At 66.1% G+C, this 643-nt stretch carries 1 protein-coding gene; it reads left to right on the top strand.

Annotated features, from left to right (window positions below):
• The coding region (locus tag KIP89_RS19280; protein WP_213757233.1) for an NAD(P)(+) transhydrogenase (Re/Si-specific) subunit beta at positions 1 to 643 on the top strand (643 nt) is incomplete at both ends.

The raw sequence follows: 643 nt of genomic DNA, 5'->3' as shown, positions 1-643 counted from the left end.
GGCGCGATCCTGTCCTACATCATGTGCAAGGGCATGAACCGCAGCTTCGTCTCGGTGATCCTCGGCGGCTTCGGCGGCGACGCGCAGGCCGGCCCGGCCGGCGCGGTGGAGAGCCGTCCGGTCAAGCAGGGCTCGGCCGAGGACGCGGCCTTCATCATGAAGAACGCGGCCAAGGTGATCATCGTGCCCGGCTACGGCATGGCGGTGGCGCAGGCCCAGCACGCGCTGCGCGAGATGGGCGACCGGCTGAAGGAGGAGGGCGTCGAGGTGAAATACGCCATCCACCCGGTGGCGGGCCGCATGCCCGGGCACATGAACGTGCTGCTGGCCGAGGCCAACGTGCCCTATGACGAGGTGTTCGAGCTCGAGGACATCAACTCCGAGTTCGCTCAAGCCGACGTCGCCTTCGTGATCGGCGCCAATGACGTGACCAACCCGGCGGCCAAGACCGACCCGACCTCGGCGATCTACGGCATGCCGATCCTCGACGTCGAGCGGGCCAAGACGGTGCTGTTCATCAAGCGCGGCATGGCCGCCGGCTATGCCGGCGTCGAGAACGAGCTGTTCTTCCGCGACAACACCATGATGCTCTTCGCCGACGCCAAGAAAATGGTCGAGGACATCGTCAAGAACCTCGGGCATT

The organism is Ancylobacter radicis (genome assembly GCF_018449475.1).
Classification (GTDB): Bacteria; Pseudomonadota; Alphaproteobacteria; order Rhizobiales; family Xanthobacteraceae; genus Ancylobacter; species Ancylobacter radicis.
Note: the sequence above shows the minus strand (reverse complement) of the source record. Positions and strands in the feature narration are given on the sequence as shown.